This is a genomic window from Reyranella sp. (genome assembly GCF_052439685.1).
In the GTDB taxonomy this organism is placed as follows: Bacteria; Pseudomonadota; Alphaproteobacteria; order Reyranellales; family Reyranellaceae; genus Reyranella.
The window spans coordinates 1-21,564 of the sequence record NZ_JBQVQG010000035.1; the positions used below are offsets into that span (position 1 = coordinate 1).

A 21,564-nucleotide genomic window follows, 5' to 3' on the forward strand; every position below is an offset into this window, starting at 1 on the left:
CCACTGGAGTGGCGCGCTCCAATGAGAGACCTGTTCTCCACCCTCCACACGCCGCGCGGGCTCGCGACGGCCCTGATCCTGCTGGTGCTGGCGGTCCTGCCGCTTCTCACCCAGGCGTTCGACCAGCGCTATCTCCTGTCGATCGGCACCCGCATCGTCATCTGGTCGATCGCCGCGGTCAGCCTCAACATGATCCTGGGCTATGGCGGACTGGTGAGCTTCGGCCACGCGATGTTCTTCGGGATCGGCGGCTATGCGGTCGGAATCCTGTCGGCGGAAGGCGTCTCCAGCGGCTGGATCCAGTGGCCCGTCGCCCTGCTCGCGGCCACCGCCTGGGCCGCCGTGATCGGCGCGCTGTCGCTCAGGACCCGCGGCCTCTACTTCATCATGATCACCCTGGCTTTCGCGCAGCTCGTCTACTACGTGGGCAGCGGACTCGAAGCCTATGGCGGCGACGACGGGCTCAACATCGGCCGCAGCCGCTTCCCCGGCCTGATCGACCTGCGCGACAAGGCCAGCTTCTACTGGCTGTGCTTCGCCCTGCTCTGCGCCAGCCTGTGGTTCTGCAGCCGCTACGCCAACTCCCATTTCGGACTCGTGCTCCGTGGTGCGAAGTCGAACGAGTTGCGCATGACCGCCCTCGGGTTTCCGGTGTTCCGGTACCGGCTGGCCGCCTTCACCATCGCCGGCACGCTGGGCGGCCTTTCCGGCATCCTGCTCGCCAACGAAGGCGCCTACGTCTCGCCGGCCATGATGTCGTGGATGAAATCGGGCGACCTCATCGTCATCGTCGTGCTGGGCGGCATGGGCACGCTGTTCGGCCCGCTCTACGGCACCATCGCTTTCTTCGTGCTGGAGGAGGCGCTGCCGCCGATCCTCAACCTCATTCACAAGGGCTGGGGCGAATACTGGATGATCGTGTTCGGGCCGCTGCTGGTCCTGATCGCCCTCTATGCGCGTGGCGGCATCGACTCCCTGTTGGGACGCGACAATGAGCGAGCGGGCCATGACTGAGCCCCTGCTGCGCACCGACGGGCTGGTGAAGCGCTATGGCGGCCTGCTGGCGACCGACAATGTCTCGATCGACGTCCGGCCGGGCGAGATCCACGCGCTGATCGGCCCGAACGGCGCCGGCAAGACCACCCTGATCCACCAGCTCACCGGCGTGGTCGCCCCGGATTCCGGCGCCATCCATTTCGCCGGCCGCGACGTCACCCGCCTGCCCACCCACGCGCGCGTGCGGCTGGGCCTCGGCCGCTCCTTCCAGATCACCTCGGTGCTGCGCGAGTTCACGGCGCTGGAGAACGTGGCCCTCGCGGTGCAGGGTCATGCCGGCCATTCCTTCCGCTTCCTGGCCGATGCGCGGCGCGATGAAAGCCTGCGCGGCCCCGCCCGCCGCCTGCTCGAAGAAGTCGGGTTGGTCGAGCGTGCCGCCACCTTGGCCGCCTCGCTCAGCCATGGCGAGCAGCGACAGCTCGAGATCGCCATGGCGCTGGCCGGCGAGCCCCGCCTGCTGCTGCTCGACGAACCGATGGCCGGCATGGGCGTCGAGGAGAGCCAGCGGCTGATCGGCTTCCTGCGGGCGCTGAAGCAGAAGCACGCCATGCTGCTGATCGAGCACGACATGGACGCCGTGTTCCAGCTCGCCGACCGCATCACCGTGCTGGTCTATGGCCGCGCCATCGCCAGCGGCACGCCTGACCAGATCCGGGCGAACGCGGACGTACGCCAGGCCTATCTGGGCGAGGAGGCGGCCTGATGCTCCGGGTCCGCGAGCTCGACGCCTTCTACGGTCCCAGCCAGGCGTTGTTCGGCATGGAACTGCGCGTCGACGCCGGCGAGGTCGCGACCCTGATGGGGCGCAACGGCATGGGCAAGACCACCACCGTACACACCATCATGGGTCTGCTGCCGGCGCGCCGCGGCGCCGTCGAGTTCGAGGGCAACAGGGTCGAGGGCCTGCCCGCCTTCCGCATCGCCCGGCTCGGCCTCGGGCTGGTGCCCGAGGGACGCCAGATCTTCCCCAACCTCTCGGTGCGCGAGAACCTTCTGGCCGCCAGCGCCAACCGCATGGCGCGGCCGAACCCGTGGACCATCGCGCGCGTCTTCGAGTTTTTCCCGCGGCTGGCCGAGCGCCAGCGCAACATGGGCAACCAACTTTCGGGCGGCGAGCAGCAGATGCTGGCGATCGGCCGCGCGCTCATGACCAACCCCAAGCTCCTGATCCTCGACGAGGCGACCGAGGGACTGGCACCGCTGATCCGGCAGGAAATCTGGTCCTGCCTCGGCCGTCTCAAGAACGAGGGCCAGGCGATTCTGGTCATCGACAAGAACGTGTCGGCCCTGATCCCGCTTGCCGACCGCCACCACATCGTCGAGAAGGGCCGCGTCGTATGGGTCGGCTCGTCCCAGGCCCTCGCCGGGGACAAGGACCTGCAGCACAGGTATCTTGGCGTCTGATCCTGCGGAGTTGCTGATGCGTCTGCTTGCCGTTGCCTCGTTGCTCTTCCTCGCCGCTGCCGGTCCCGTCGCTGCGCAGGGCTCGGTCAACGTCTACAACTGGTCGGATTACATCGCCGAAGGCCAGGTCAAGGAGTTCGCCAAGGATACCGGCATCAAGGTCAACTACACGACCTACGACAGCAACGAGATCCTCGACGCCAAGCTGCGCACCGGCCGCTCGGGCTACGACATCGTCGTGCCGACGGCCTCGCCCTTCTTCGTGCGCCAGCTCCAGGCCAACATCTTCCTGCCTCTCGACAAGTCGAAGCTGAAGAACTGGAAGAACCTCGACCCCGAGATCATGGCGGCGCTGGCCAAGTACGATCCGAACAACGCCCATGGCGTGCCGTGGATGTGGGGCACGACCGGCATCGGCTACAACGTCGCCGAGATCAGGAAGCGCATGGCCGACGCGCCGGTCGATTCGCTGCGCATGATCTTCGATCCGGCGGTCGTCTCGAAGTTCCAGGATTGCGGCGTCATGCTGCTCGACAGCGCCACCGACGTGCTGCCGGCCGCGCTCAAATATCTCGGCCTCGATCCCGATTCGAAGAAGCCGGAGGACCTCGCCAAGGCCGCCGACGTCGTGAAAGCGGTGCGGCCCTATGTCCGCAAGTTCCATTCGTCAGAGTACATCAACGCGCTGGCCGGCGGGAACATCTGCCTCGCCTTCGGCTTTTCCGGCGACATCTTCCAGGCGCGCGACCGCGGTGCCAAGGCCGCCAGCAAGGTCGACATCGAGTATTCGATCCCCAAGGAAGGCTCGCAGCTCTGGATCGACGTCGTCGCGATCCCCAAGGACGCGCCCAACCAGGCCAATGCCTATCGCTTCCTGGACTTCATGATGGAGGCCAAGGTCGCCGCGGCCTCGACCGAGCTCACCGGCTACGCCAACGGCAACAAGGCGGCCTTCACGCTGCTGCCGAAGGACATTTCGGAGAACCCGCTGATCTATCCGCCGGCCGCCGTGCGCGCCAAGTTCTACACCATCACCGCCGGCACTGCCGAACAGGTGCGCGAGCGCACGCGCCTGTGGACCTCGGTCAAGACGGGCCGTTGAATTGAGCATTGCTTCTCGCGATGGCCCGATCGTCCGCATCGAGGGACTGACCCGGCGCTTCGGGCCGATCGTCGCCGTCGATCGCGTCGATCTCGAGATCGCGCGCGGCGAGCTGTTCGCGCTGCTGGGCGGCTCGGGCTGCGGCAAAACCACTCTGCTGCGCATGCTGGCCGGCTTCGAAGCGCCGGACGAGGGCCGGCTGTTCATCGACGGCCAGGACATGACCGACGTGCCGCCCTACCGGCGGCCGGTGAACATGATGTTCCAGTCCTATGCCCTGTTCCCGCACATGGATGTGGCGGCCAACGTGGGCTACGGGCTGCGCCGCGACGGGGTGAAGGCGCCCGAGATCGCCGCGAGGGTCGCGGAGATCCTGAAGCTCGTGCATCTGCAGGATCATGCGAGGCGCAAGCCGTCGCAGCTCTCCGGCGGCCAGCGCCAGCGGGTGGCGCTCGCACGCGCGCTGGTGAAGCGGCCCAAGCTCCTGCTGCTCGACGAGCCGCTGGCCGCGCTCGACCGCAAGCTGCGCGAGGGCACACGCTTCGAGATGGTGCGACTGCAGGAGCAGCTCGGCCTCACCTTCGTCATGGTCACGCACGACCAGGAAGAGGCGATGTCCATGGCGACGCGGCTCGCCGTGATGAATGCTGGCCGCATCGTCCAGATCGGCACGCCGCACGAGGTCTACGAGCACCCGGCCTCGCGCTTCGTGGCCGACTTCATCGGTATCGCCAACATCATCGCCCTCGACGGCGGCGGCTGGATGGCGCTGCGCCCGGAGAAGATCACGCTCTCGGCCGACCGGCCCGCCCTGCCGCGGACCGTAGCCGGCCGCATCGTCGACGTCGCCTATGAGGGCGACCGCTCGCTCTATCACGTCGAAACCGAAGCCCACGGCATGATGACCGTTTCGGCGACCAACACGAGCCGCAGCGCGGGCCAAGCCTTTGCGCGCAGCCAGTCGGTCTGGCTCGGGTGGGCCGACGAGGCCGGCCAGAGGCTGGAGGCCTAAGCGTTTATGGGCGAGATTGAATTGAGCCGAGCATTCCCACACCGACCTCACCCTGAGGAGCATCGCGCAGCGATGCGTCTCGAAGGGTCGGAACGCGCACCTTGCCTGTTGCCCATCCTTCGAGACGCACCGCTTCGCGGCGCTCCTCAGGATGAGGTAAGTGGGTCAATGTAGAGATGGAAGGACTCTAGGCGATGCGGTTCGTCATCGGCCTGCCGTTCCTGTGGCTCGGGATCTTCTTCCTGCTGCCCTGCCTGCTGGTGCTGGCCATCTCGCTGGGGACCTATGCGCCCGACTCGGTGCCGCCGGTCGAGCTGGGGCTCAGCTTCAAGAGTTTCGCGCTGCTCTTCTCCGACGATCTCTATCTGGCGGCCTGGCTCTCCTCCCTGCGCATCGCCGCGACCTCGACCCTGGTCGCGCTGCTGCTGGGTTATCCCATGGCCTATGCCATCGCACGCACCGCGCCCAACCGGCGCCCGCTGCTGCTGATGCTGGTCGTGCTGCCCTTCTGGACCTCGTTCCTGATCCGCATCTATGCCTGGATGGGCCTGCTGGCCGACAACGGCCTGATCGAGCAGTTCCTGCGCTGGAGCGGCCTCGCGTCCAACCCCGGCACCATCCTCGGCACCGAATGGGCGGTCCATCTCGGTATCGTCTATGCCTACCTGCCCTTCATGGTCCTGCCGCTTTATGCCACCCTGGAGAAACTCGACCACGGCCTGCTCGAAGCGGCGGCCGATCTCGGCGCCAGACCCTTCGCCGCCTTCCTCACCATCACGCTCCCCCTGTCGCTGCCCGGCATCGTCGCGGGTTGCCTGCTGGTCTTCATCCCGGCCGTCGGCGAGTTCGTGATTCCCGATCTGCTGGGCGGCACCGAGACGCTGATGATCGGCAAGGTCCTGTGGGACGAATTCTTCACCAACGGGGACTGGCCGCTCGCCTCGGCGGTCGCGGTCTGCCTGCTGGTGCTGCTAGTCGGACCGATCGCGCTCTTCCAGCGCAACCAGGCGCGCAGCCTGGAGCGGCGCACGTGAGGGCGCCCGCATGACGGGTCGCGCCCGTTTCGCCTTCGGCATGCTGGCCTTCGGCTATGCCTTCCTCTACCTGCCGATCGCGCTGGTGATCGTCTATTCGTTCAACGAATCGCGCCTCGTCACGGTCTGGTCGGGTTTCTCCCTGAAATGGTGGCACGCCTTGTTCGCCAACGAGGCGATGCTGGAGGCGGCGTGGCTGTCGCTGCGCATCGCCCTGGTGAGCGCCACGGGCGCCGCGCTGCTCGGGCTGGCCGCCGGCTATGCGCTGACCCGCGCGCCACGTTTCCCGGGGCGTACGCTGTTCGGGAGCCTCGTGGTCGCGCCCATGGTGATGCCGGAAGTCGTCATGGGCATCTCGATGCTGCTGCTGTTCGTCGGGTCGGAAAGGCTCTTCGGCGGCCCGGACAGAGGCTTCCTCACCATCGCCATCGCCCACACGACCTTCTCGGTCGCCTTCGTGGCCATCGTCGTGCAGGCCCGCCTCACCGACTTCGACCGCGCCCTGGAAGAGGCGGCGATGGATCTCGGTGCCACGCCCTGGGTGACCTTCCGCACCATCACCCTGCCGCTGATCGCGCCGGCCGTCGGCTCGGGCTGGCTGCTCGCCTTCACATTATCGTTGGACGATCTGATCCTGACGCAGTTCGTTGCCGGGGCGCAGTCGCAAACGCTCCCGATGCGCGTCTATTCCAGTGTCCGGCTGGGCGTCGACCCGCAGATCAACGTGCTCGCCACCATCGTGGTGACCATCGCGGCCTGTGCACTGATCCTGTCCGGCTGGCTGACGCGGCGCAGAGTTTGAGCTAAGAAAACCTCCTCAGGGAGGAAAAAAATGCTGCGTTCCGGAACGTCCAAGGCGTCGCGTCGTAACGTGCTGAAGGGGGTCGGGATGGCCACTGTCGGTGCGTCGGTGGGTGCCACTCTGCCGCCGGTCGGGTTAGCTCTTGCGCAGGGCGCGCCGGCGGCTGCCAAGGGGCCCAAGCTTCTTGAGATGGACGGCAAGGTCAAGCTCGCGGTCCTCGGCGACAAGCCGCTCGTGGCCGAGACGCAGGCCGAGCTGCTCGACGACAATGTCACGCCGACCAACAAGCTCTTCATCCGCAACAACGGTCAGGTTCCCGACGTCACGGGCGATCCCAAGGCGTGGAAGGTCAAGATCGACGGCGAGGTCAACACGCCGCTGGAGATCACGGTCGGCGACCTGATGACCAAATTCCCCGCCGTCACCTATCAGCTCATGCTGGAATGCGGCGGCAACGGCCGGTCCTTCTTTACGCCGGAGGCGCGCGGCAACCAGTGGACCAACGGCGGCGCGGGTTGCCCGATGTGGACCGGCGTGCGCCTGGCTGACGTGCTGAAGGCGGCCGGCCTGAAGCCCTCCGCCGTCTTTACCGGCGCCTATGGTGCCGACCCGACCCTGGCCGGCGAAACCAACAAGCCCACCATCTCGCGCGGCGTGCCGATCGCCAAGGCGATGGAGGAGCACTCGCTGATCGCCTTCAAGCTGAACGGCCAGGACCTGCCGCTGATCCACGGCGCGCCTGTCCGGCTCGTCATCCCCGGCTGGCCCGCCTCGGCGTCGACCAAGTGGCTGAACCGCATCTGGATCCGCGACAAGGAGCATGACGGTCCCGGCATGGGCGGCTTCTCCTACCGCGTACCGAAGACGCCGATTGTGCCTGGCAGCAAGGGCGATGCGAAGGACATGGCGATCCTGGAATCGATGCCGGTCCGCTCGATCATCACCTTCCCGGCCGACGGCGCCCGCCTCACGTCGCGTAAGCTCGACCTGCGCGGCCATGCCTGGGCCGGCGACTTCGACATCAAGACCGTCGACATCTCGACCGACTACGGCGTCACCTGGAAGCCCGCGAAGGTCGAAGCGCCCGCCAACAAGTATGCCTGGCAGAACTTCAGCGCCTCGATCGAACTGCCGACCACGGGCTACTATGAAGTCTGGGTCAAGGCGACCGACAGCAAAGGCGTGACCCAGCCCTTCCAGGCCGCCAACTGGAACCCGCAAGGCTACGGGGCCAATCCGGTCAACCGCATCCGCGTGCTCGTCGAATCTTGACCCGCCTCAACGTGATACACGCCGCCGTCATCGGCTTGACGGCGACGTTCCTGTTGCTCGCCTTCGATCGCGCCGGCGAGCTGCACAGGGACAAGTATGTCTACGTGCCGCCGGCGCCCAAGGTGGCGGCGGCACCGCCCGTTATCGATCCCGACAAGGGCAAGCCGCCGCCGCACAACGACACGGTCGAGGACCTGCCCGAGGGCAAGAACCGCGAGCTCACCTTCTATACCTGCACGGCCTGCCATGGCGTCGCGCTGATCAAGGCCCAGGGCCTGACGCGCGACCTCTGGGATTCGACCATCGACCTGATGCTGGAAAAGCATCGTATGCCGCCGATCAAGGCCGAGGAGCGCTCGGAAATTCTCGACTATCTGGCCGAGAGTTTCCCGCCGCGCCGCAAGGGCCGCGGCAGTGACAATCCGTTCCTGAAGTGAGGCGGGCGGCGGCTATGCCGTCGCCTTCGCCCACTTCTCCGACCAGACGTGCAGCGGCAGGAACAGCCGCAGCAGCTCGTTGCCCAGCGCCGTGAGCCGATAGCCCGCTGCCTCGTCGAGTTCGACCAGCTTCGCCTCGCGCAGTTCGGCCAACCGCGTGTTCACGATGGTGGGGCTGGCGCCGGTCAGGTCCTGCAGCTCGCGGAAACGCCGGGGCTGCTCGCGCAAGGGCCGGCCGATGCGCCGTGCTGGTCGGCCGATGAACAGGCGTTGCTAGCCGCCGTCGACGATCTCGTCGACCACCGCACGATCGGCGAGATGGCGTGGAGTAACCTCGCCGCCCATTTCGACGAGGCACAGATCCTCAAGATGATCGCGCTCGCGGGCTACTACCACACGATCAGCTTTCTCTGTCGCGCCCTCGACCTGCCGCTCGAAACCTACGGCGCGCGCTTTCCGGCACCACCTCTGTTAGGCTGATCGAGCCATGATGCCCGCCCGCCCCTCATGATCGACAAGCTGGAGTTTCTTCTGGCGCTCGCGCGGGAGCGAAACTTCGGCAAGGCCGCGGAAGTCTGCGGCGTCACCCAGCCGACCTTTTCGGCCGGCATCAAGCATCTGGAGGAAATGCTGGGCGTCATGCTGGTGCAGCGCTCCTCGCGCTTCCTCGGCTTCACCGCCGAAGGCGACCGCGTGCTCGAATGGGCCCGCAGCATCGTCGCCGACACACGCGCCATGCGGCAGGAGGTCCAGGCCCTGCGGAAGGGCCTCACCGGTCGGCTACGGATCGCCGCCATCCCGACGGCCCTGGCCATGGTGTCGGCGTTGACCACGCCCTTCCGCGCCAAGCATCCCAACGTGCAGTTCACCATCCTGTCCCGCACCTCGACCCAGATCCTGTCGATGCTGGAGAATCTCGAAGTCGATGCGGGCCTGACCTACATCGACAACGAACCGCTGGGACGCCTGCGCGCTGTGCCGCTCTATCTCGAGCAATATCGGCTGCTGACCTCCGAGAACAGCCCGCTGGGCAATCGCGAGCGCGTGACGTGGGCGGAGGTCGGCCGCATTCCTCTCTGTCTCCTCACCCCCGACATGCAGAACCGCCGCATTATCGACCAGTTGCTGGGCGCCGTCGGTGAACGATCCGACCCGACACTCGAATCCAATTCGATGATCGTGCTGTTCTCGCATGTGCGGACCGGCCGGTGGGCGAGCGTGATGCCCGAGAAACTGGCCGACACGCTGGGACTGACGGAGCATCTCCGGTCGATCCCGATCGTCGAGCCCGAGGCGGTGCACGGGATCGGCCTCGTCGTGCCGCCACGCGAGCCCATGACGCCGCTGGCCGCTTCCCTTGTCGCCGAAGCCGAGCAGGTGGCGAAGTCGCTGGCCTGAGCTTCACACGATAGAGGGTCTCTATCGCCTTACGGGTCTGCTTTCTTGAAGCGACGCACCCGACGGCAGATCATGCGCCGAAACGGGAGCGAAACGATGCCAGTGGCCTGGAATGAGCCGCAAGCCGCAGAAATCGTCCGGCGCCATGTCGGCCAGGAAGGTGCACTGCTGCCGATCCTGCACGATCTGCAGGCAACCTTCCGCTGCATTCCGCTGCCCGCGGTGCCTTTCGTCGCCCACGCGCTCAACCTCACCCGTGCCGAGGTGCATGGCGTCGTCAGCTTCTATCGCGATTTTCGCGACGCGCCGCCGGGCCGCCATGTCCTGAAGCTCTGCCGGGCGGAGGCGTGCCAGGCAATGGAAGGCGACCGTATTGCCCGCCAGATCCTCGATCGCTTCGACCTCGACTGGGGTGGCACGACACCCGACGGCCGGCTGACCATCGAGGCCGTCTACTGTCTCGGCCTTTGCGCCTGCGCGCCCGCTGCCCTGCTCGACGAGGCGCCGATCGGCCGCCTGAACGATGCCTCGCCAGATGAGTTGGCGCACGAGGTCGGCGCATGACGCTCAGAATCTTCGTGCCGCGCGACGCTGCGGCTCGTGCGGTCGGTGCCGATCGTGTCGCAGACGCCCTCGTCACGGAGGCCCATCGGCTGGGTATCGTCCTCGAACTGGTGCGCACGGGCTCGCGCGGCCTGTTCTGGCTCGAGCCGATGGTGGAGCTGGAAACCGGCGGAGGTCGTCTCGCCTTCGGGCCCATGGCTCCGGCCGACGTGCCGGGCCTGCTCGCCCTTGGCCCGCAGGCAGCGAACGCCCACCCGCTCTGCCTCGGCCGGCCCGACGACATCCCCTTCCTGAAACGCCAGACCCGGATCACCTTTGCGCGCTGCGGTGTCATCGATCCGCTGTCGCTGGACGACTATCGCGCCCATGGCGGCTATCGGGGCCTCGCTCGCGCCCTCTTCCTCGGGCCTGCCGCCACGATCGAGGAAGTGGTCCGGTCGGGCCTGCGCGGTCGCGGCGGTGCGGGCTTTCCGACGGGCATCAAGTGGCGGACGGTCGCCGACACTGACGCCGACCGCCGGTACATCGTCTGCAACGCGGATGAAGGTGACTCGGGCACCTACGCGGACCGCATGCTCATGGAAGGCGATCCGTTCAGTGTGATCGAAGGTATGACGATCGCGGGCTTCGCCGTCGGCGCCGCCAAGGGCTTTGTCTACATTCGATCCGAATACCCCGACGCCATCCGTGTCATGAACGAAGCGGTGAACATCGCCCGCGCGAGCGGCTGTCTCGGCGCGGACGCCGCCGGCAGCGGCTCCGCCTTCGACATCGAGATCAGGGTCGGTGCCGGCGCTTATGTCTGCGGGGAGGAGATGTCGCTTCTGGAAAGTCTCGAGGGACGGCGCGGCCAGGTCCGCGCCAAGCCGCCCCTCCCCGCCCACAAGGGCCTGTTCGGCCGCCCGACGGTGATCAACAATCTCCTCACCCTGGCCTGCGTGCCGGCCATCCTGGCCGAGGGAGCCGACCGCTACGCCACGCTCGGCAGCGGCCGTTCGCGCGGTACCATGCCGATCCAACTCGCCGGCAACGTCCGGCATGGCGGCCTTTTCGAGACGGCCTTCGGTCTCACCCTGGGCCAGATCGTCGATGATATCGGCGGCGGGACGGCCAATGGCCGCCCGGTGCGCGCCGTCCAGGTCGGCGGCCCCCTCGGCGCCTATTTCCCCCGCGCGCTGTTCGACACGAAGTTCGACTACGAGGCCTTCGCGGCCCGCGACGGCCTGCTCGGCCACGGCGGCATCGTGGTGTTCGACGATCGCGTCGATATGGCCCGGCAAGCCCGGTTTGCGCTCGACTTCTGCGCCCACGAATCTTGCGGCAAGTGCACGCCCTGCCGCATCGGCTCGGTGCGCGGCACCGAAACCATGGACCGCATCCTGCGGGGCGAGAACGTCGACACCAACCTCGCGCTGATCGAGGACCTCTGCCAGACGCTCAAGTTCGGCTCGCTCTGCGCCCTCGGCGGTTTCACTTCTTATCCGGTGATGAGCGCCTTGCGGCATTTCCCGGAGGATTTCAGCCACCCGCGCCTCGCCGCGGCGGCGGACTAGAGGATAGCCTCATGTCGTTCGTTCACGAGATCGACCATGGCACGCCCGCCAGCGCCTCAGCCGCGACGGTCAAGCTCATCATCGATGGCCACGAGGTGACCGTGTCGGCCGGCACCTCGATCATGCGGGCCGCCGTCGAGGCCGGCATCCAGGTGCCCAAGCTATGCGCCACCGATTCGCTCGAGGCGTTCGGCTCCTGCCGGCTGTGCCTGGTCGAGATCGAAGGCCGCGCCGGCACGCCCGCCTCCTGCACCACGCCGGTCGCGGCCGGCATGGTGGTCTCGACCCAGACGGAGCGGCTGAAACAGGTCCGCAAGGGCGTGATGGAACTCTACATCTCCGACCATCCGCTCGACTGCCTGACCTGCGCCGCCAACGGCGACTGCGAGCTCCAGGACATGGCGGGCGCCGTCGGCCTGCGTGAGGTCCGCTACGGCTACCAGGGCGCGAACCATCTTGGCCAGGCCAAGGACGAGTCCAATCCCTACTTCGCCTTCGATCCCTCCAAGTGCATCGTCTGCTCGCGCTGCGTGCGCGCCTGCGAGGAGGTGCAGGGGACCTTCGCCCTGACCATCCAGGGGCGCGGCTTCGAGTCCAAAGTCTCGGCGGGTATGGCCGAGAGTTTCATCGCGTCGGAGTGCGTCTCCTGCGGCGCCTGCGTGCAGGCCTGCCCGACGGCCACGCTGATCGAGAAGTCGGTGATCGAGATTGGTCAGCCGGAGCACGCGGTGACGACGACCTGCGCCTATTGCGGCGTCGGCTGCAACTTCAAGGCGGAGATGCGCGGCGAGGAGCTGGTGCGCATGGTTCCGGCGAAGGACGGAAAGGCCAATCACGGCCATTCCTGCGTGAAAGGCCGGTTCGCCTGGGGCTACGCCCATCATCGCGAGCGCATCCTGAAGCCGATGATCCGCGAGACCATCGACCAGCCCTGGCGGGAGGTGAGCTGGGACGAGGCCATCGGTCGCGTCGCCTCCGAGTTCAGGCGGCTGCAGCAGGCGCACGGCAAGCGCGCCATCGGCGGCATCACCTCGTCGCGCTGTACCAACGAGGAGACCTACCTTGTCCAGAAGCTGGTGCGCGGCGGCTTCGGCAACAACAACGTCGACACCTGCGCGCGTGTCTGCCACTCGCCGACCGGTTACGGGCTGAAGGCGACCTTCGGCACATCGGCCGGCACCCAGGATTTCGATTCGGTCGAACAGGCCGACATCGTGCTGGTGATCGGCGCCAACCCCACCGACGCCCATCCGGTCTTTGCCTCTCGCCTCAAGAAGCGCCTGCGCCAGGGCGCGAAGCTGATCGTGATCGACCCGCGCCGCATCGATCTGGTGCGCACGCCGCACATCGAGGCCGCCTTCCATCTGGCGCTGCGGCCCGGCACCAACGCCGCGATCCTCAACGCCCTCGCCCACACCATCGTCACCGAATGCCTGGTCGACGAGGCCTTCGTCCGGGAGCGCTGCGATCTCTCGACCTTCGAGGACTGGGCAGCCTTCGTTGCCGAACCGTGCAACAGTCCGGAGACGGTCGGACCGCTCGCCGGGGTTCCGCCCGAGACGATCCGGGCCGCCGCCCGCCTCTTTGCCACCCGCGGCAACGGTGCGATCTACTACGGGCTGGGCGTCACCGAGCACAGCCAGGGTTCGACCGTGGTGATGGCCATCGCCAACCTGGCGATGGCCACCGGCAACATCGGCCGGCCCGGCGTCGGCGTGAATCCCCTGCGCGGCCAGAACAACGTCCAGGGCTCTTGCGACATGGGCTCCTTCCCGCACGAATTCTCGGGCTACCGCCATGTTTCCGACGACGGCGTGCGCGGCACCTTCGAGGCGCTGTGGGGTCGGCCGCTCGATGCCGAGCCGGGCCTGCGCATCGGCAACATGCTGGATGCGGCGCTCGACGGCAGCTTCAAGGGCCTCTACGTCCAGGGCGAGGACATCCTGCAGTCCGATCCCGACACGCACCACGTGGCCGAGGCGCTGGCCGCCATGGAATGCGTCGTCGTGCAGGACCTGTTCCTGAACGAGACGGCGGCCTATGCCCATGTCTTCCTGCCCGGCTCGACCTTCCTTGAGAAGGACGGCACCTTCACCAATGCCGAACGACGCATCAACCGCGTGCGCAGGGTCATGACACCGAAGAACGGCCTCGCCGATTGGGAAATCACCCTGGCGATCGCCCGCGCGATGCGCTTCGACATGCACTACGACCACCCCTCGCAGGTGATGGACGAGATCGCGCGCACCACGCCTACCTTTGCCGGCGTCTCCTACGCGTTGCTCGACCGCGAGGGCTCGGTCCAGTGGCCCTGCAACGAGCGCGCCCCCACCGGCACGCCGGTGATGCATGCCGACGGTTTCGTGCGCGGCAAGGGGTGCTTCATCGTCACCGAGTACGTGCCAACCGACGAGAAAGTCGGGCCGCGCTTTCCGCTGCTGCTGACGACCGGCCGCATCCTGTCGCAGTACAATGTCGGCGCCCAGACGCGGCGCACGGCCAACATCGTGTGGCACGACGAGGACGTGCTCGAGATCCACCCGCACGACGCCGAGGACCGGGGCGTGCGCGACGGCGACTGGGTGAGGCTCGACAGCCGCGCCGGCGGCACGACATTGCGCGCCCGCGTCACCGATCGCGTGGCGCCGGGCGTCGTCTACACGACCTTCCATCATCCCGGCACGCAGGCCAACGTCGTCACCACCGACAATTCCGACTGGGCGACCAACTGCCCCGAGTACAAGGTGACCGCTGTCCAGGTGGCGCCGTCGAACGGCCCGAGCGACTGGCAGCGCACCTACGATGCCCAGGCTCTCGCCCACCGGCGCATCGCGGCCGCACCAGCGGCGGAATAGAAACGATGGAAGCCGCCAAGCTGGTGCGCATGGCCAACCAGATCGGCCAGTTCTTCGCCTCGCAGCGCGGCGCCGACCCGTCCATCGCCATCGCCGATCATCTGCGCAAGTTCTGGGAGCCGCGCATGCGGGCAGCCATCGTGGCGCATCTGGAGGCGGGCGGCGCTGGGCTCGAGGCGCCGGTGCGCGAGGCCGTCGCGCGTCTCAAGGCCGAGGCGTCCGGCCCTACCGCCTGAACAGACGCTCCAGGCTCAGGATCAGCAGGCCGAAGCACAGCCCCCAGAAAGCCGAACCGACGCCCATCAAGGTGACGCCCGAAACGGTGACGGCCAAGGTGCCCGTCGCCGCAAGACGGTCCTGCTCGCCGACCAGCGCGATGCCGAGGGCGCCCGCCGTCGAGCCCAGCAGCGCGGTGCCCGCGACCGTCGCAAGCAGGGCCGGCGGCAGTGCGCCGAACAGACCGACCAGCGAGGCGCCGAACAGGGCGATCAGGATCCAGAACAGCGCGTAGAACGGTCCCGCCTTCCAGCGCTGCGCCGGATCGGGATGGGCGTCAGGGCCGGTGCATAGAGCGGCCGAGATCGCGGCGAGGTTCGACGTATGGGCGCCGAGGAACGCCGTGCCGAGCGATGCGGCTCCCGTGACGGCAAGGATGGGCTCCGTCGGCGGCTGATAGCCCGAGCCGCGCAGCACCGCGAAGCCCGGCAGGTTCTGAGACGCCATCGTGACCAGATAGAGCGGCACGCCGAGACCGACGAGCGTGGCCACGTCCCACGCGGGCGCCGTGACGACCAGCGTCGAGAGGCCGAGCGACGGCAATGGCTTCACGAGGCCGAGCGACCAGGCGAGCAGCGCGCCGGCGACCAGCACGATCAGCGAGGAAAGGGCGGGGAAGCGGATGCGCGCCACCAGGAACAGGGCGATCAGCGGAAGCACCAGCAGTGGCGCGGACGGCACATGCTCGACCATGGCCATGACGAGGCGCAGCAGGATGCCCGCCAGCATGGCGGCGGCGATGCTGGGCGGAATCTTGCCGATCAACCGGCCGAGCGGCTTCACCGCGGCCGTCAGCAGAATCAGAAGCGCGGCCAGCACGAAGGCGCCGACCGCCGCCGCGAAGCTCGGCACGCCGGAGGTCGAGGCGATCAGCGCCGCCCCGGGCGTCGACCAGGCGGTGATGATCGGCATGCGGTACCGCACACTGAGCAGCAGCGCGCTGGCCGCCGTGGCGAGGCCGAGCCCCGACACCCAGGAACTCGCCTGATCGGGCGTCGCGCCGACGGCCTGCGCGGCGGCCAGCACGACCGGCAAGGTGCCGCCCACGCCTGCGATCGTCGCGACCAGCGCAGCGGCCGCGACGGAAACGAGACCGCCGGCTTTCACCGGCGCACGCGTGCGGAGGTCAACCTCGGCGTCGTCCCGAGCGAAGCGAGGGACCCTTCGCGATAACGATCAAAGGTCCCTCGCCTGCGGCTCGGGATGACAAACTCCGTCGAACGATCGCCGTACGATATGTCAAGCATTCGCCCGCTCGACCATCGCCTGCAGCAGGATCTGCGCGCCGGCGCCGACATCGCTCTTGCTGGCGTCCTCGATCTCGTTGTGGCTGACGCCGTCCTTGCAGGGCACGAACACCATCGCCGTCGGGGCGACGCGGCTGACATAGCAGGCGTCATGGCCCGCACCGCTCACGATGTCCATGTGCGGATAGCCCGCCTGGTCGGCACCGCGACGCACCGCATCGACCAGCTCCTTCGCGAAGGGCGACGGCGGGAAGTACCAGATCTGTTCGATCTTGACCTCGAGCCGGTGGCGCTTGGCGATGTCGGCCACGGCGGCGCGCATCTCGGCATCCATCTTGGTCAGTTCGCCGTCATCGGGATGGCGGAAGTCGACCGTCATGAAGACGCGACCGGGGATGGTGTTGCGCGCCTGCGGCTGGCTCTCGATCACGCCGATGGTCGAACGTCCGTTGGGACGGTTGCCGATGGTGCGGGCAGCGACGATCAGCTCGGCCGCCCCGACCAGCGCGTCCCGGCGGCCTTCCATCGGCGTCGTGCCGGCATGGCTCTCCATGCCCGTCCAGTTGATTTCGTACCAGCGCTGGCCCTGCGCGCCTGTGACCACGCCGATCGTCTTCTTCTCGCGCTCCAGAATCGGGCCCTGCTCGATATGCGCTTCGAAGAACGCGCCGACCGGCCGCCCGCCGACCGGCTCCTTGCCGTCGTAGCCGATCTGCTTCAGCGCCTCTCCGAAGGTCACGCCGTCACGATCCTTGATCGACAGCGCATGCTCCAGGGTGAAGGCGCCGCCGAATACGCCCGACGCGACCATGGCCGGCGCGAAGCGGCAGCCTTCCTCGTTGGTCCAGACGGCAACCTCGATCGACGCCTCGGTGACGTAGTTCGAATCGTGCAGCACGCGCAGCACCTCCAGCCCTGCCATCACGCCATAGGCACCGTCGAACTTGCCACCGGTCGGCTGGGTGTCGAGATGGGAGCCGGTCATGACCGGCGGCTTCGCCGGATCGCGACCCTCGCGGCGAGCGAAGACGTTGCCCAGCTGATCGACCTTGATGGTACAGCCCGCCTCCTTCGCCCAGCGCACAAACAGATCGCGACCCTGCCGGTCGAGGTCGGTCAGCGCGATGCGGCAGACGCCGCCTTTCTCCGTGCCGCCGATCTGCCCGAGCTCCATCAGGCTCGACCAAAGCCGGTCGGGATCTACGCGGAGATTGGGGCGGTCGCTGGCGGTCATTGGCTGTGGACTCCGGATAGGGACAAGCCGGGACCATAGCAAATGCCAGCCAGCGAAACGAAGTGCTTGAGCAGGTGTGCGTCGTCTTGCATGGGTGGAGCTCAGGAGGAATTTCATCGCATGCTTCCGCTGTCCGATACGCTCGTTCTCGACCTGACTCAGGTCATCGCCGGTCCTACGGCCGGCCAGATTTTGGGCGACATGGGCGCCGACGTGATCAAGGTCGAGCCGCTGAACGGCGAGCACTTCCGGCCGCATTTCGGCGGGGCCTGGGTGCCGTCGATGAACCGCAACAAGCGGGGCCTGGCGATCGACCTGCGCAGCGAGGGCGGCAAGGACGTACTGATGCGGCTGGTGAAGAAGGCCGACGTTTTCATGGAGGCCTTCACACCGGGCGTGATCGACAAGCTTGGTTTCGGCTGGGACGTCGTCTCGAAGGTCAATCCGCAGGCGATTTATGCCTCGATCTCGGGATATGGCCAGACCGGTCCCTACTCGCCGCGCGCCGGATACGATCCCTGCATTCAGGCCGAGATCGGTCTGATGGATGCGACCGGGCCCTATCAGGGCGAGATGTGCCGCGTCGGCACCGCGCCCATCGACTATTCGACCGGCCTCGCCTGCGCCGGCGGTATCGCGTTCGCGCTGCTGCACCGGATCAAGACCGGCAAGGGCCAGCGGCTCGACCTGTCGCTGTTCGACGTCGGCATGCACATGATGAGCCACTGGATCACCAACCATGGCCTCACCGGCGAGAATCCCGAGCGCATGGGCACGTCGAACACGATCCTCTGCCCGCTGCGCGTCTTCCCGACGAAGACGCAGCCGGTGTTTGTGGCCGGCACCAACGACGCCTTCTGGCGCCTGCTCTGCACGGCGCTCGGCCGCAAGGACTGGCTCGACGACGAGCGTTTCAAGACCAATGCCGGCCGCGTCGCCCATCGCGGCATCCTCGAGAGCATGATCGAGGACTATTTCCTGCAGTACACGGCCGACGAGCTGCTCGAGAAGCTGATCCCCGCCGGCATGCCCTGCTCGGCCGCCTATAAGGTGAGCGACGTGATGGCGAGCGAGCACGCCAGGGCGCGCGGCAGCGTGCTCGAGATCGACTATCCCGGCATTGGCCCGGTGAAGTCCGCCGCCAACCCGATCAAACTGTCCGCCGCGCCGGTCGAGACGCGGCAGAAGTCGCCGGGCATCGGCGAGCACACGGTCGAGATCATGCGCGAGGTGGGCTATAGCGATGATGAGATCGCCGCCCTCAAGACGGCGAAGGCCATCGTGACGAGCTGAGGTCCCAGGATGAAGATCGTCTATTCCGACAAGCACGCCCAGCACGACCCGCAGCATTTCGTCGTGCGGGGCACCAAACTGCGCAGCGCCGAGCAGCCCGAACGCGCGATCCGTCTGCTGGCCGCCGCCACGGAAGCGGGACACACGATCCTGGCTCCCGGGTCATACGGTCCGGCGCCGGCCTCCACCGTGCATACGCCGGACTATCTCGACTTCCTGCAGATCGCCGCGCGCGAATGGGCGAAGCTGCCGGGTGCGGGCCCGGAAGTGGTGCCAAACGTCCACCCGGCGCGCGCCCATGCCTCCTACCCGAAGGCGCTGGCTGGTCGTGCCGGCTGGCATCAGGTCGATACGGGCTGCCCGATCGGCCCGCACACCTGGGACGCGGCCCTCGCCGCCACCGAAGTCGCTGCCACGGTCGCCGACATGGTGCTGTCTGGTGAACACCATGCCTACGCACTCTGCCGGCCGCCGGGCCATCACGCCTATGCCGACATGGCCGGAGGTTTCTGTTTCCTGAACAACACGGCCGTCGCCGCACAGAGACTGCGGGCCGCGCACCAGCGCGTGGCGATCCTCGATGTCGATGTGCATCACGGCAACGGCACGCAGGGCATCTTCTACGAGCGCGACGACGTGCTGACGGTCTCGATCCACGCCGACCCCGATCACTACTACCCCTTCTTCTGGGGCCATGCGCAGGAGCGAGGCGCCGGCCAGGGCGAGGGTTTCAATCTCAACCTGCCCCTACCGCTCGGTTCTCCCGACGCACCGTGGCTCGACGCCGGCGACAAGGCCTTGGCGCGCATCCGCGACTTCCAGCCGACCGCGCTGGTGGTGGCGCTCGGCCTCGACGCCAGCGAAAGCGATCCGCTACAGGGCCTCAAGGTCACCGGTGCCGGCTTCCATGCCATGGCCGAGAAGATCGCCCGCATGGGCCTGCCGACGGTGCTGGTCCAGGAAGGCGGCTATCTCGGCGACGATCTCGGTCGCAACCTCGTCCAGTTCCTGGCCGGCTTCGAAAAGGGACGCAGCGTCGGCGCCTAGTCGACCTGTGCGCCTGCCATCGTCACGATCTTGCGCCACTTCTCGATCTCGGCCTCGACGAAGGCCTTCGTTTCGGCGGGCGTCAGTGCCTCGCTCGCCTCGACGTTCAGGGCTTTGAGCCGCTCACCCAGCGTCGGATCGGCCAGCGCCTTGTAGATGGAAGTGTTGAGGCGGCGGACGATGTTGGCCGGCGTGCCCGCCGGAACGGCGATTATGTTCCAGGTGCCGCCCACGAAGTCGGCCAGGCCGGCTTCCTTCATCGTCGGGATGTCGGGCATCACCGTGCTGCGCTTGTCGGCCATCAGCCCGACCGGGACGAGCTGCCCCGCCCGGACATTCTCCATCACCGGTCCCAGCGTGGCGAACATCAGCGCATGGCGGCCGGCGAGCAGGTCCTGAAGTGCCGGCCCGGTCCCGCGATAGGGCACGTGCAGGATGTCGACTCCGGTGCGCGTCTTGAACAGTTCGCCGGCGAGATGATTGGTCGTGCCATTGCCAGAAGACGGATAGCTCGCCTTGCCGGGCTCAGCCTTCAGCTTGGCAATGAGGTCCGGCAGATTCGTCGGCTGTCCGGCGGGCACCAGCAAAGCCATCGGCGCGAGGCCGACCAGCGCGACAAGCTCGAAATCCTTCACCGGGTGATAGGGCAAGGTCTTGTAGAGCGAGATGTTGATGCCGTGCGTCGCCGCCGTACCGAACAGCAGCGTGTAGCCGTCGGGCTTCGATTTGGCGACCATCTCGGTTCCGACATTGCCGCCGGCGCCCCCTTTGTTGTCGATGATGACCTGCTGGCCGAGATCGGCCGCCATGCCGACAGCGACCACGCGCGCGATCAGGTCGGTCGGGCCGCCAGGGGGGAACGGGACCACCATGCGCAGGGCCTTGTCGGGATATTGCGCGAACGCCGGCCCGTCCGACAGCATCCCAACGACACAGGCGAAGAGCGAAGCAAGGATGAGCCGCATGGTCAGTCCACCTTCGCGCCGGCGATGCGGATGACGTCGCGCCATTTGACGATCTCCGCCGCCACGAAGGCGCGCGTGCTGGCCGGCGTCGAATCGGTGACCGCCTCGATGCCGAGCTGCTGCAGCCGTTCCGCCACCGTGGCGCTTGCCAGCGCCTTGTTGACGGCGGTGTTGAGGCGGTCGACGATCGGCTTGGGCGTACCAGCCGGTACTGCCACGACATTCCATGTGCCGCCGACGAAGTCGGCCAGCCCTGCCTCTGCCGCGGTCGGCACGTCAGGACGTGCCTGGCTACGCTTGTCCGCCATGATGACGACAGCGTAGAGCTTGCCGGCCTTGATCTGCTCCAGCGATGTTCCGAACGAATCGAACATGAAGGTCACTCGGCCACCCATCAGGTCCTGCAGCGCCGGCCCCGAGCCGCGATAAGGCACATGGACCGCCTCGATGCCGGCGCGCGTCTTGAACAGCTCTCCGGCAAGATGATTGGTCGTGCCATTGCCGGACGAGGCGTAGCTCGACTTGCCACGCTCTGCCTTCAGCTTGACGATCAGTTCCGGCAGCGTGCGAGGCTGCTCGGACGAGACCAGTAGAACCATCGGCACGAGACCGGCCAGTGCCACCAGTTCGAAATCCTTCAGCGGATCGTAGGGCAGCTGGTCGTAGAGCGAGACGTTGATACCATGCGTGGCGGCCGTGCCGAACAGCAGCGTGTAGCCGTCGGGTTTGGCCTTCGCGACCAAATCGGTGCCGACCGTACCGCCGGCGCCGCCCTTGTTCTCGATCACGACCTGTTGTCCGAGCTGCTCGGAAAGCGCTGCCGACAGGACGCGCGCGAAAACATCGGTCGGACCGCCCGGCGGGAACGGCACGACAAGCTTCACGGGCTTGTCAGGGTATTGAGCCATCGCGGGCGCGCACGTCAGCATGAGCGCCAGCACCACGGCCAGCACACGCCTCGTCATCGTCATTTTTCCTCCGGTTGTTCTTGGTTGATTCGGCCGAGACGAGGC

Annotated in this window: 22 protein-coding genes; 17 read left to right on the top strand and 5 right to left on the bottom strand. The window is 67.2% G+C overall.

The window, feature by feature from the left end; all coding sequences use genetic code 11:
- Positions 1 to 21: 21 nt before the first annotated feature.
- From ACT6UX_RS26900 to ACT6UX_RS26940, 9 genes are all read left to right on the top strand, one after another.
- Complete coding sequence (locus ACT6UX_RS26900) at positions 22 to 1,014, top strand: branched-chain amino acid ABC transporter permease (RefSeq protein ID WP_444778282.1); 993 nt, start codon at positions 22 to 24, stop codon at positions 1,012 to 1,014.
- Positions 1,007 to 1,759: an ABC transporter ATP-binding protein gene (locus ACT6UX_RS26905; RefSeq protein WP_444778233.1), complete on the top strand. Its 753-nt coding sequence runs from the start codon at positions 1,007 to 1,009 to the stop codon at positions 1,757 to 1,759. Before ACT6UX_RS26900 ends, ACT6UX_RS26905 begins: the two co-directional genes overlap by 8 nt.
- On the top strand, positions 1,759 to 2,460 hold the full coding sequence (locus tag ACT6UX_RS26910) for an ABC transporter ATP-binding protein (RefSeq protein ID WP_444778234.1): 702 nt from the start codon (positions 1,759 to 1,761) through the stop codon (positions 2,458 to 2,460). Before ACT6UX_RS26905 ends, ACT6UX_RS26910 begins: the two co-directional genes overlap by 1 nt.
- A 16-nt stretch (positions 2,461 to 2,476) precedes the next feature.
- Positions 2,477 to 3,562, top strand: a complete 1,086-nt coding sequence (locus tag ACT6UX_RS26915; protein WP_444778235.1) for a polyamine ABC transporter substrate-binding protein — start codon at positions 2,477 to 2,479, stop codon at positions 3,560 to 3,562.
- A 1-nt stretch (position 3,563) separates the two neighbouring features.
- Positions 3,564 to 4,574 carry an ABC transporter ATP-binding protein gene (locus ACT6UX_RS26920; protein WP_444778236.1) on the top strand — a complete coding sequence of 337 codons (1,011 nt, stop codon included), beginning with the start codon at positions 3,564 to 3,566 and terminating at the stop codon, positions 4,572 to 4,574.
- 194 nt (positions 4,575 to 4,768) lie between these two features.
- Positions 4,769 to 5,608 (top strand): ABC transporter permease subunit, encoded by an 840-nt coding sequence (locus ACT6UX_RS26925; protein ID WP_444778237.1) that lies wholly within the window; start codon positions 4,769 to 4,771, stop codon positions 5,606 to 5,608.
- Between the two features lie 10 nt (positions 5,609 to 5,618).
- Entirely contained in the window at positions 5,619 to 6,410 is a 792-nt protein-coding gene (locus tag ACT6UX_RS26930; RefSeq protein WP_444778238.1) for an ABC transporter permease, read from the top strand.
- A gap of 30 nt (positions 6,411 to 6,440) precedes the next feature.
- On the top strand, positions 6,441 to 7,682 hold the full coding sequence (locus tag ACT6UX_RS26935; RefSeq protein ID WP_444778239.1) for a sulfite oxidase: 1,242 nt from the start codon (positions 6,441 to 6,443) through the stop codon (positions 7,680 to 7,682).
- On the top strand, positions 7,679 to 8,119 hold the full coding sequence (locus tag ACT6UX_RS26940; RefSeq protein ID WP_444778240.1) for a hypothetical protein: 441 nt from the start codon (positions 7,679 to 7,681) through the stop codon (positions 8,117 to 8,119). The genes ACT6UX_RS26935 and ACT6UX_RS26940 overlap by 4 nt, the downstream gene beginning before the upstream one ends.
- Positions 8,120 to 8,131: 12 nt before the next feature.
- On the opposite strand, the gene ACT6UX_RS26945 is transcribed toward ACT6UX_RS26940, so the two are convergent.
- Complete coding sequence (locus ACT6UX_RS26945) at positions 8,132 to 8,347, bottom strand: winged helix-turn-helix transcriptional regulator (RefSeq protein ID WP_444778241.1); 216 nt, start codon at positions 8,345 to 8,347, stop codon at positions 8,132 to 8,134.
- A gap of 42 nt (positions 8,348 to 8,389) precedes the next feature.
- Here ACT6UX_RS26945 and ACT6UX_RS26950 point away from each other — a divergent pair, with 42 nt between their 5' ends.
- From ACT6UX_RS26950 to ACT6UX_RS26975, 6 genes are all read left to right on the top strand, one after another.
- The gene (locus tag ACT6UX_RS26950) at positions 8,390 to 8,599 is read left to right on the top strand and encodes a hypothetical protein (RefSeq protein WP_444778242.1); all 210 of its coding nucleotides are present in this window, start codon (positions 8,390 to 8,392) and stop codon (positions 8,597 to 8,599) included.
- 27 nt (positions 8,600 to 8,626) lie between these two features.
- On the top strand, positions 8,627 to 9,517 hold the full coding sequence (locus tag ACT6UX_RS26955) for a LysR family transcriptional regulator (protein WP_444778243.1): 891 nt from the start codon (positions 8,627 to 8,629) through the stop codon (positions 9,515 to 9,517).
- 96 nt (positions 9,518 to 9,613) lie between these two features.
- Positions 9,614 to 10,081 carry a formate dehydrogenase subunit gamma gene (locus ACT6UX_RS26960; protein WP_444778244.1) on the top strand — a complete coding sequence of 156 codons (468 nt, stop codon included), beginning with the start codon at positions 9,614 to 9,616 and terminating at the stop codon, positions 10,079 to 10,081.
- The gene (locus ACT6UX_RS26965; RefSeq protein WP_444778245.1) at positions 10,078 to 11,634 is read left to right on the top strand and encodes a formate dehydrogenase beta subunit; all 1,557 of its coding nucleotides are present in this window, start codon (positions 10,078 to 10,080) and stop codon (positions 11,632 to 11,634) included. The genes ACT6UX_RS26960 and ACT6UX_RS26965 overlap by 4 nt, the downstream gene beginning before the upstream one ends.
- A gap of 11 nt (positions 11,635 to 11,645) precedes the next feature.
- Positions 11,646 to 14,489, top strand: coding sequence for a formate dehydrogenase subunit alpha (gene fdhF / locus ACT6UX_RS26970; RefSeq protein ID WP_444778246.1), 2,844 nt, complete (start codon positions 11,646 to 11,648; stop codon positions 14,487 to 14,489).
- Positions 14,490 to 14,494: 5 nt separating this feature from the next.
- Positions 14,495 to 14,725, top strand: coding sequence for a formate dehydrogenase subunit delta (locus ACT6UX_RS26975; RefSeq protein WP_444778247.1), 231 nt, complete (start codon positions 14,495 to 14,497; stop codon positions 14,723 to 14,725).
- Here the strand turns inward: ACT6UX_RS26975 and ACT6UX_RS26980 are convergent.
- Positions 14,715 to 15,872 carry a benzoate/H(+) symporter BenE family transporter gene (locus ACT6UX_RS26980; RefSeq protein ID WP_444778248.1) on the bottom strand — a complete coding sequence of 386 codons (1,158 nt, stop codon included), beginning with the start codon at positions 15,870 to 15,872 and terminating at the stop codon, positions 14,715 to 14,717. The two genes, ACT6UX_RS26975 and ACT6UX_RS26980, sit on opposite strands and share 11 nt — an antisense overlap.
- Before the next feature lie 132 nt (positions 15,873 to 16,004).
- On the bottom strand, positions 16,005 to 17,246 hold the full coding sequence (locus ACT6UX_RS26985) for a Zn-dependent hydrolase (RefSeq protein WP_444778249.1): 1,242 nt from the start codon (positions 17,244 to 17,246) through the stop codon (positions 16,005 to 16,007).
- Between the two features lie 120 nt (positions 17,247 to 17,366).
- Here ACT6UX_RS26985 and ACT6UX_RS26990 point away from each other — a divergent pair, with 120 nt between their 5' ends.
- Positions 17,367 to 18,539 carry a CaiB/BaiF CoA transferase family protein gene (locus ACT6UX_RS26990; RefSeq protein ID WP_444778250.1) on the top strand — a complete coding sequence of 391 codons (1,173 nt, stop codon included), beginning with the start codon at positions 17,367 to 17,369 and terminating at the stop codon, positions 18,537 to 18,539.
- A 9-nt stretch (positions 18,540 to 18,548) separates the two neighbouring features.
- Positions 18,549 to 19,586 (top strand): histone deacetylase family protein, encoded by a 1,038-nt coding sequence (locus ACT6UX_RS26995; protein WP_444778251.1) that lies wholly within the window; start codon positions 18,549 to 18,551, stop codon positions 19,584 to 19,586.
- Here ACT6UX_RS26995 and ACT6UX_RS27000 read toward each other — a convergent pair.
- Both ACT6UX_RS27000 and ACT6UX_RS27005 read right to left on the bottom strand, forming a co-directional pair.
- Positions 19,583 to 20,596, bottom strand: coding sequence for a Bug family tripartite tricarboxylate transporter substrate binding protein (locus ACT6UX_RS27000; protein WP_444778252.1), 1,014 nt, complete (start codon positions 20,594 to 20,596; stop codon positions 19,583 to 19,585). The genes ACT6UX_RS26995 and ACT6UX_RS27000 overlap by 4 nt on opposite strands.
- Positions 20,554 to 21,522 carry a Bug family tripartite tricarboxylate transporter substrate binding protein gene (locus tag ACT6UX_RS27005; RefSeq protein WP_444778253.1) on the bottom strand — a complete coding sequence of 323 codons (969 nt, stop codon included), beginning with the start codon at positions 21,520 to 21,522 and terminating at the stop codon, positions 20,554 to 20,556. The genes ACT6UX_RS27000 and ACT6UX_RS27005 overlap by 43 nt, the downstream gene beginning before the upstream one ends.
- Positions 21,523 to 21,564: the final 42 nt, after the last annotated feature.

Coding starts and splice junctions, on each gene's coding strand:
- ACT6UX_RS26900 (WP_444778282.1), top strand. CDS start 22: ATGAGAGACCTGTTCTCCACCCTCCACACGCCGCGCGGGCTCGCGACG.
- ACT6UX_RS26905 (WP_444778233.1), top strand. CDS start 1,007: ATGACTGAGCCCCTGCTGCGCACCGACGGGCTGGTGAAGCGCTATGGC.
- ACT6UX_RS26910 (WP_444778234.1), top strand. CDS start 1,759: ATGCTCCGGGTCCGCGAGCTCGACGCCTTCTACGGTCCCAGCCAGGCG.
- ACT6UX_RS26915 (WP_444778235.1), top strand. CDS start 2,477: ATGCGTCTGCTTGCCGTTGCCTCGTTGCTCTTCCTCGCCGCTGCCGGT.
- ACT6UX_RS26925 (WP_444778237.1), top strand. CDS start 4,769: ATGCGGTTCGTCATCGGCCTGCCGTTCCTGTGGCTCGGGATCTTCTTC.
- ACT6UX_RS26930 (WP_444778238.1), top strand. CDS start 5,619: ATGACGGGTCGCGCCCGTTTCGCCTTCGGCATGCTGGCCTTCGGCTAT.
- ACT6UX_RS26935 (WP_444778239.1), top strand. CDS start 6,441: ATGCTGCGTTCCGGAACGTCCAAGGCGTCGCGTCGTAACGTGCTGAAG.
- ACT6UX_RS26955 (WP_444778243.1), top strand. CDS start 8,627: ATGATCGACAAGCTGGAGTTTCTTCTGGCGCTCGCGCGGGAGCGAAAC.
- ACT6UX_RS26960 (WP_444778244.1), top strand. CDS start 9,614: ATGCCAGTGGCCTGGAATGAGCCGCAAGCCGCAGAAATCGTCCGGCGC.
- ACT6UX_RS26965 (WP_444778245.1), top strand. CDS start 10,078: ATGACGCTCAGAATCTTCGTGCCGCGCGACGCTGCGGCTCGTGCGGTC.
- fdhF (WP_444778246.1), top strand. CDS start 11,646: ATGTCGTTCGTTCACGAGATCGACCATGGCACGCCCGCCAGCGCCTCA.
- ACT6UX_RS26975 (WP_444778247.1), top strand. CDS start 14,495: ATGGAAGCCGCCAAGCTGGTGCGCATGGCCAACCAGATCGGCCAGTTC.
- ACT6UX_RS26985 (WP_444778249.1), bottom strand. CDS start 17,246: ATGACCGCCAGCGACCGCCCCAATCTCCGCGTAGATCCCGACCGGCTT.
- ACT6UX_RS26990 (WP_444778250.1), top strand. CDS start 17,367: ATGCTTCCGCTGTCCGATACGCTCGTTCTCGACCTGACTCAGGTCATC.
- ACT6UX_RS26995 (WP_444778251.1), top strand. CDS start 18,549: ATGAAGATCGTCTATTCCGACAAGCACGCCCAGCACGACCCGCAGCAT.
- ACT6UX_RS27000 (WP_444778252.1), bottom strand. CDS start 20,596: ATGGCGCGACGTCATCCGCATCGCCGGCGCGAAGGTGGACTGACCATG.
- ACT6UX_RS27005 (WP_444778253.1), bottom strand. CDS start 21,522: ATGACGATGACGAGGCGTGTGCTGGCCGTGGTGCTGGCGCTCATGCTG.